At 62.4% G+C, this 6,109-nt stretch carries 4 protein-coding genes; all 4 read right to left on the minus strand.

The annotated features are described in order from the left end of the window. Positions 1-120: 120 nt before the first annotated feature. From ABF648_RS11565 to nifD, 4 genes are read right to left on the minus strand one after another with little or no spacing between them, the layout of a single operon-like run. Positions 121-1,542: a nitrogenase component 1 gene (locus ABF648_RS11565; RefSeq protein ID WP_415632402.1), complete on the minus strand. Its 1,422-nt coding sequence runs from the start codon at positions 1,540-1,542 to the stop codon at positions 121-123. 1 nt (position 1,543) lies between these two features. Then, positions 1,544-2,905: a nitrogenase iron-molybdenum cofactor biosynthesis protein NifE gene (gene nifE, locus ABF648_RS11570; protein ID WP_415632403.1), complete on the minus strand. Its 1,362-nt coding sequence runs from the start codon at positions 2,903-2,905 to the stop codon at positions 1,544-1,546. A 1-nt stretch (position 2,906) separates the two neighbouring features. Beyond that, entirely contained in the window at positions 2,907-4,289 is a 1,383-nt protein-coding gene (locus tag ABF648_RS11575) for a nitrogenase component 1 (RefSeq protein WP_415632404.1), read from the minus strand. Between the two features lie 23 nt (positions 4,290-4,312). After that, on the minus strand, positions 4,313-6,016 hold the full coding sequence (nifD, locus tag ABF648_RS11580; RefSeq protein ID WP_415632405.1) for a nitrogenase molybdenum-iron protein alpha chain: 1,704 nt from the start codon (positions 6,014-6,016) through the stop codon (positions 4,313-4,315). Positions 6,017-6,109 lie beyond the last annotated feature (93 nt).

Here is a 6,109-nt window from a genome sequence, read left to right on the forward strand (position 1 = left end):
AATGCACCCGCGCAGACCGCGCACGCGCCGCCTCATCAAAACACGGATGATCAGTGAACAGCGCACCCTGAGGAGTCAGTGGTGCAGAATTCTCGACAATGTCAGTCATGGGTCAAGTCCTCACATGTACGCGTAACCGATGGGGGAGGTGTCCTGTTTGACCTGGATGAGTGCATTGACTATCCGATCGAACAGCACCTGCGTGCCGGCATAGCCGAAGTGCCTGATGCGCTGGCCACCCACCCGGTCGTGGATCGGCATCCCGACGCGGATCAGCGGGACGCCGAGGTCGCGTGCGGTGATGTAGCCCTTGGAGTGGCCGATCATGATGTCCGGCTTGAGCTCCTGGGCGAGAGCGGTGATGGTCTCGAAATCGCTGTCATCGGTGATCTGGATCTTTCCGACCAGATCAGGATTCAGACGCTCGATTTCCTGGGCGAGGTGACCGGAGCGGCCACCGGTCGCGACGAGCACCGGAGTGATTCCGATCTCGGCGCAGAAGCTCGACACGCCAAGAACGATGTCCTCGTCGCCAAACACGAGGGCCGTACGGTCCATGGCGTGCTTGTGGGCGTCGATGTAGGCGTCGACCAGCCGGCCGCGCTCCTTGACCATCTCGTCGGGCATCGGCATGCCGGAGACCTGGCTGAGTACATCGGTGAACATGTCCGTGAGGCGGATGCCGATCGGCATCGGCAGCTTGTAGTGCGGCACCTGGTACTTGGTCTGCAGCATGTCGCCGCCCAGCTCCACATCGCCGGTGACCAGGCCGCCGAGAGTGATGGAGGCCTGGGAATGCCCGCTGGCGCGGATCTCGTCGGGCGTCGTGCCACCGGCCGGAAGCTTCTCGTACTTGGCCACGGTCACGCCGTCGAGCCGGTCGGAGTAGTCGGGCAGCATGATCGGCGTCATGTCGAAGGCCTTGACCATTTCGCGCACATGGCGCAGGTCGGCCGCCGAGCAGATGCCGGGGAAGATGTTGACCGCGTGGGTGGCCTCGCCGGGCTCGGCCAGTGCCTTGACGACCTCGCGCACTGCGGCGTGATAGCCGTCGGCGTGGGTGCCCTGGTAGGAGGGGGTGTTGGCGAAGACCAGTTCAGGGGTCTTCACGCCCGTCTTCGCCTCCATGCCCTCGACCGGATCCTTGAGCCGGGCGATCATCGAGTGCACATCCTCACCGATCGTCTCGGTGAGGCAGGTGGACGCCATCCCGATCATGAAGGGCTTGTAGACCCGGGTGACATTCGCCACACCGGTGCGCAGATTCGACTCGCCGCCGAAGATCGTCGCCGTCTCGCCGACGCTCGAGGACGCGATGTCCATCGGCTCAGCGAAATGACTGATCAGATAGCGGCGGATGTAGGTGGAGCAGCCCTGCGAGCCGTGCAGGAAGGGCACGACGCCTTGGAAACCGGTGTATGCCAGGCAGGCGCCCAGCGGCATGCACATCCGGCAGGCATTCGTGGTGGCCTTGGAGGTGGGCTGGGAGACGGGAATCTTGCTCTGGTCGGCGAGCGGAGTCTTGGCCTTATCCGTGGACATCTCAGGCCTTTCCAGCGGGAGTCTGGTTCTGATGGCGGGGTGCGAACTGCCACACCGGGGAGCACACCGAGCTGCGCACCTCGCGGGCGAAGTTCGCCATACCGACGAAGCCCTCCAGCGGCAGCTTGCGCTCGTGGTTGTGGTCGCAGAAGGCGACGCCGAGCTTGTAGGCCAGCGGCCTTTCCTTCACGCCGCCGATGAACAGATCCGCCTGGCCCTCGGAGAGGAAGGCCGACAGCTCGGCGGGATTGGAATCATCGACGATGATCGTGCCCGGATCGCACAGATCGGACAGGTATTCGTAGTCTTCCTTGGTGCCGGTCTGGGAGCCGATCAGCACGGTCTTCATGCCGAGCAGGCGAAGCGCCTTGACCAGCGAGATCGCCTTGAAGGAACCGCCGACATAGGCGGCGGCGCGCTTGCCCTCCAGATCACGGCGGCATTCCTCGATGACCGGCATGACCTTGCCGATCTCCTCGGAGACCAGCTGGCGGGTGCGGGCCAGCATCTCGGGATCCTTGAAGTGCTCGGCGATCGCGTACAACGCGGCGGCCATGTCGTCCAGGCCGAAGAAGGAGACCCGCTTGAAGGGGATCCCGTAGTCGTCCTGCATCTGCATGGCCAGCTTGGTCGTGGAACCGGAGCACTGCACCAGGTTGAGCGAGGCGCCATGGGCACGGCGGATGTCGTCCACCCGGCCGTCGCCGGTGATCTGTGCGACGACCTCCACACCCATCCGCTTCAGGTATTCCTGAAGTATCCAGATCTCACCAGCGAGGTTGAAGTCGCCGAGGATGTTCACCGAATGCTTCGAGATGCCTGAGGTGTCACCGGTGCCGATGAGCACATTCAAGGCCTCACAAGCAGCGTCGTAGCCCTGCCGCTTGGAACCCTGGAAGCCGGCCGACTGGACCGGAATGCAGATGACTCCGGTCGCTTCGGTGACCTTCTTGCAGACCGCCGGCACGTCATCGCCGATGACACCCACGATGCAGGTGCCGTAGACGAAGCATGCCTTCGGGTGATGCTTCTCGATGAGCTCCATGAGGGAGTCCTCGAGTTGGCGCTCGCCGCCGAACACGACATGTCTCTCCCGAAGATCGGTCGAGAAGCTCAGTCTGTGCAGTTCAGGGCCGCTGGACTGCGCCCCCCGGACATCCCAGGTGTAGACAGCGCATCCGATGGGTCCGTGCACCAAGTGCACGGCGTCAGCGATCGGATAGAGCACCACCCGGGAGCCGCAGAAGGTGCATGCCCTCTGACTCACGGACCCGGCCACCGACTGCTTGTCGCAGTCGAAGTCCGGCTTCTTTTCCCCACTTCGGGCGATTTGCCGTGCCCGGCCGGCGAGTACCTCAGTCATCTCACAACACCAACTCGAATTCGTATTCGGTGCAGTCACGGTCCCGGCGATCCAGGAGCGCGTCGGACATCTTGGCGATCAGCTGGATTGCCCCGGCGTAACCGACGCTCGGGATGAGCGCGTGGCCGAAGCGATCCAGGATGGGCCAGCCGAAGCGGACGAAGGGGACGTCCTCGGCGCGGGCGATGTACTTGGAGTACGTCGTACCGATGAGGAGGTCGACCGGCTCGTTCTTGATGAGCTGGTGGAGGAGGAACAGATCCTTCTCGCCTTCGATGTTCGTCTGGTCGGCCTTGTCCCCGAGGATCTCCTCGGCCTTGCGGCCGAAGGCCTTGCCAGGAGTTCCGGTGAGGATGTGCACCGGGATCATGCCGAGATCTCGGCAGAACTCGGTGAGGCTCAGCACATTGTCGGGATCGCCGGAGATGGCCACCCGCTTGTTGTAGAAGTGCTGCTGCACATCGCACATCAGGTCGACCAGCTGGCCGCGCTGATTCTCGATCTCGGGAGTGACCTCGCCACCTGCTGCCTGGAGAGCGCTGATGAAACGGTCCGTCGCGGCAATGCCGATCGGGAGATCGAGCACCTCCTGGGGAACCTCTGCGCGCTTCTCGAGTTCGAGGGCCGCTTCCTTGGAGGCGAACGGTCCGAGAGCCAGCGTCTTGACGCCGGCACCGAGATTCTGCAGCTCCTCGACGGTCACGCCGCCGGAGGGGTACATCTCGAACTTACCGGTCTGCGGTGCATCCAGGACACCAGCGGTGTCGGGGAACATCGTGACCTTGAAGCCGCAGGCTTCGGCGAGTTTGCGAGTTTCACGCATGTCGGAGGGCTCGACGAATCCCGGCAGGATGTTGAGCTGCGGGGTGTCGGTGTCCGGCTTGTCTTCGATCTTCTTGGCGAAGTACTTCACCATCGAGACGCACATGTTGGAGAAGCCCGTGATGTGCGAGCCGTCATAGCTCGGAGTGTTCGCGTGGATGACGAACTTGCCCTCCGGGATGATGCCCGAGCTGGTTGCCTCACCGATGATCTGCGGGATGTCATCACCAATGGTCTCCGAGAGGCAGGTCGTGTTGACCGCGACCACATCGGGATCGTAGGCGGCGAAGACGGTACGCAGACCCTGCAGCAGATTCGGCTGGCCGCCGAAGACCGATGCACCTTCGGTGAAGGAGCTGGTCGCTGCCATGAACGGCTCCTTGAAGTGCCGTGTCAGGTGGGAGCGGTGGTATGAGCAGCAGCCCTGGGAGCCGTGGCTGTAGGGCAGACAGTTGTGGATTCCGCTGGCTGCGTACATGGCGCCGATGGGCTGACAGGTCTTGGCGGGGTTGATCCGCAGCGCAGTGCGTTCCGAGATCTTGGTCGGTGTTTCGGTAAGCATTGTTTACTCCTCGGTTCAGGCTCTCAGGCGCTCTGCTTTTCCCAGGGGGCGGCAACGAAGTTCCACACTGGAGTATTGACAATGCGGTCGATCTCCTCGTAGAAGTTCACCGCTCCGCGGAATCCGGCGTAGGGGCCGCCATAGTCGTAGTTGTGGAGCTGCTTGCAAGGGATGCCCATCTTCTCCACGACGTACTTGTCCTTGATTCCGGAGCAGACCAGAGCGGGGTGGTAAGCCTCGATGAGGTGCTCCAGCTCGATGTGGGAGACATCGTCAACGACCATGGCGCCCTTGGGCATTTCAGGCATCATGCCCTTGTAGTCGGCCATGTCCACAGTCTTCTTGAGCTCTTCGAGCTGCTCGGGAGACTTGCGTGGGTTGTAGCGCTCCGGATCCGCCTCGACGGTCAATTCCTCGATGTTTCGGGAATCGGCGTCGATCTTGATGGTGTCGGCAACGCGGTAGCCCTCGTAGTCATCGCGGTGAGCGAATTCATAGCCCGCGGTGACCACTGGCATACCCATGTCCTTGAACAGTGACTGGTAGTGGTGAGACCTGGAGCCACCCACGAAGATCATGACCGGACGGCCCTCGACCCGCGCCTTGACCTGCTCGCGGATGGGCTCGACCTTGGCGAGCTCTTCGGCGATGACGACCTCGATGCGAGCGGTGAGCTCGGGATCATCGAAGTAGCGACCGATCTTGCGGAGCGTCTTGGCGGTGGACTCGGCGCCGATGAAGTTGACCTTGAGCCACGGGATACCGAACTTCGTCTCCATCATGTCGGCCATGTAGTTGATCGAACGATGGCACTGGATGAGGTTGAGGTTGGCTTCCTGGGAATGGGCCAGCTCGGCGAGCTGGGCATTACCCGAGAAGGTGGCGACCAGTTCGATGCCGCACTCGTTGAGAATGCGCTCGATCTCGAAGGCATCTCCACCGATGTTGTATTCGCCGAGCATGTTGATCCTGAACGGATTCGTCTTGGCCTCGGGGGGAAGCTCCTCGGTGCCGACGACATTCTTGAACAGGCCATTGTTGGCGATGTGGTGACCAGCGGACTGGCTGACGCCCTTGTAACCCTCGCAGGAGAAGCCGAAGATCGGGATGCCCAGCTTCTTCTGCGCTTCGCGAGCGACAGCGTGCACGTCGTCGCCGATGAGGCCGACGGGGCAGGTGGAGAAGACGTCGATCGCCTTGGGGTGGAAGATCTCAAAGGCCTCGTCGATCGCCTTGGCCAGCTTCTTCTCACCGCCGAAGACGATCTCGTTGGTCGTCATGTCGGTGCTGAAGCAGTACTTGAGGAAGTCCTGCTCGCCCTCAGGCACGTCAGCCTGATTGCGCCGGGTCATCCATGCGTAGTAGGAGCATCCGATGGGCCCATGGACGATGTGCACGACATCGGTGATGGGACCGAGCACCACGCCCTTGCAGCCCGCGTAGCAGCACCCGCGGGTAGTGATGATGCCAGGTGTCGAGCGGACATTGGCCTCGATCTCAGGGATCTCATCGGGGTCATTGACCTTGATGTGCTTCTTCCGCTTGCGCAGCACCTTGGCCGGGTAGGCCTCGACCATGTGCTTGGCGAGCTCTTCGCCGTCGGGTGCATCTGCGGGCAGCGGGAGAGCCCTGTCCGGATCGACGAGATCAATGGCGGCCACCGCGTCGAGATCGACGGCTGCCAGTTCATCTGCCGAGGGTTCCGGCGAAATTTCTTGCTTGTTCATTGCAGCACTTCCTCAAGTATTGGCAGGACGGGCGGAGCTCAGGCGGCGTCGAGCATGCCGTGTTCGAGGAGCAGGCTTTCGAGGGTGTCCTGG

The organism is Propionibacterium sp. (genome assembly GCF_047719395.1).
In the GTDB taxonomy this organism is placed as follows: Bacteria; Actinomycetota; Actinomycetes; order Propionibacteriales; family Propionibacteriaceae; genus Propionibacterium.

What these genes read in the sequence shown, in the direction of transcription:
- nifE (WP_415632403.1), bottom strand. Translation starts at nt 2,905, where the DNA reads ATGACTGAGGTACTCGCCGGCCGGGCACGGCAAATCGCCCGAAGTGGG.
- ABF648_RS11565 (WP_415632402.1), bottom strand. Translation starts at nt 1,542, where the DNA reads ATGTCCACGGATAAGGCCAAGACTCCGCTCGCCGACCAGAGCAAGATT.
- nifD (WP_415632405.1), bottom strand. Translation starts at nt 6,016, where the DNA reads ATGAACAAGCAAGAAATTTCGCCGGAACCCTCGGCAGATGAACTGGCA.
- ABF648_RS11575 (WP_415632404.1), bottom strand. Translation starts at nt 4,289, where the DNA reads ATGCTTACCGAAACACCGACCAAGATCTCGGAACGCACTGCGCTGCGG.